This is a genomic window from Arthrobacter sp. SPT-J7, assembly GCF_059089965.1.
This window is the reverse complement of sequence record NZ_JBNHFF010000601.1, coordinates 1-362: the sequence shown is the minus strand read 5'-3', so window position 1 is coordinate 362 and position 362 is coordinate 1. Positions and strand designations below refer to the sequence as shown.

At 65.2% G+C, this 362-nt stretch carries 1 pseudogene; it reads left to right on the top strand.

Features of this window, described 5'->3' with window-relative positions:
- Positions 1-362 (top strand): annotated as a pseudogene (locus AC5RWX_RS34480) (epoxyalkane--coenzyme M transferase); the annotation flags it as partial.

Genomic DNA, 362 nt, shown 5'->3' with positions numbered 1-362 from the left:
GTATCCGACTACCTCAAGTTCACCCAGATCCGCGTGGAAGCCCTGAACTACGCCCTCCGCGGCCTTCCCGAGGAGCAGGTCCGCTTCCACCTCTGCTGGGGCTCCTGGCACGGCCCGCACACCACCGATCTTCCCCTTGCGGACCTGGTAAAGACCATGCTGCAGATTAACGCCGGCGGCTACTCCTTCGAGGCCGCCAACGTCCGCCACGAGCACGAGTGGCGGGTCTGGGAGGACACCAAGCTCCCCGAGGGCAAGGTCATCATCCCGGGCATCGTCTCGCACGCAACCAATGTGGTGGAACACCCGGACCTGGTGGCGGACCGGATCGTACGGTTCGCGGACGTAGTGGGCCGCGAGAA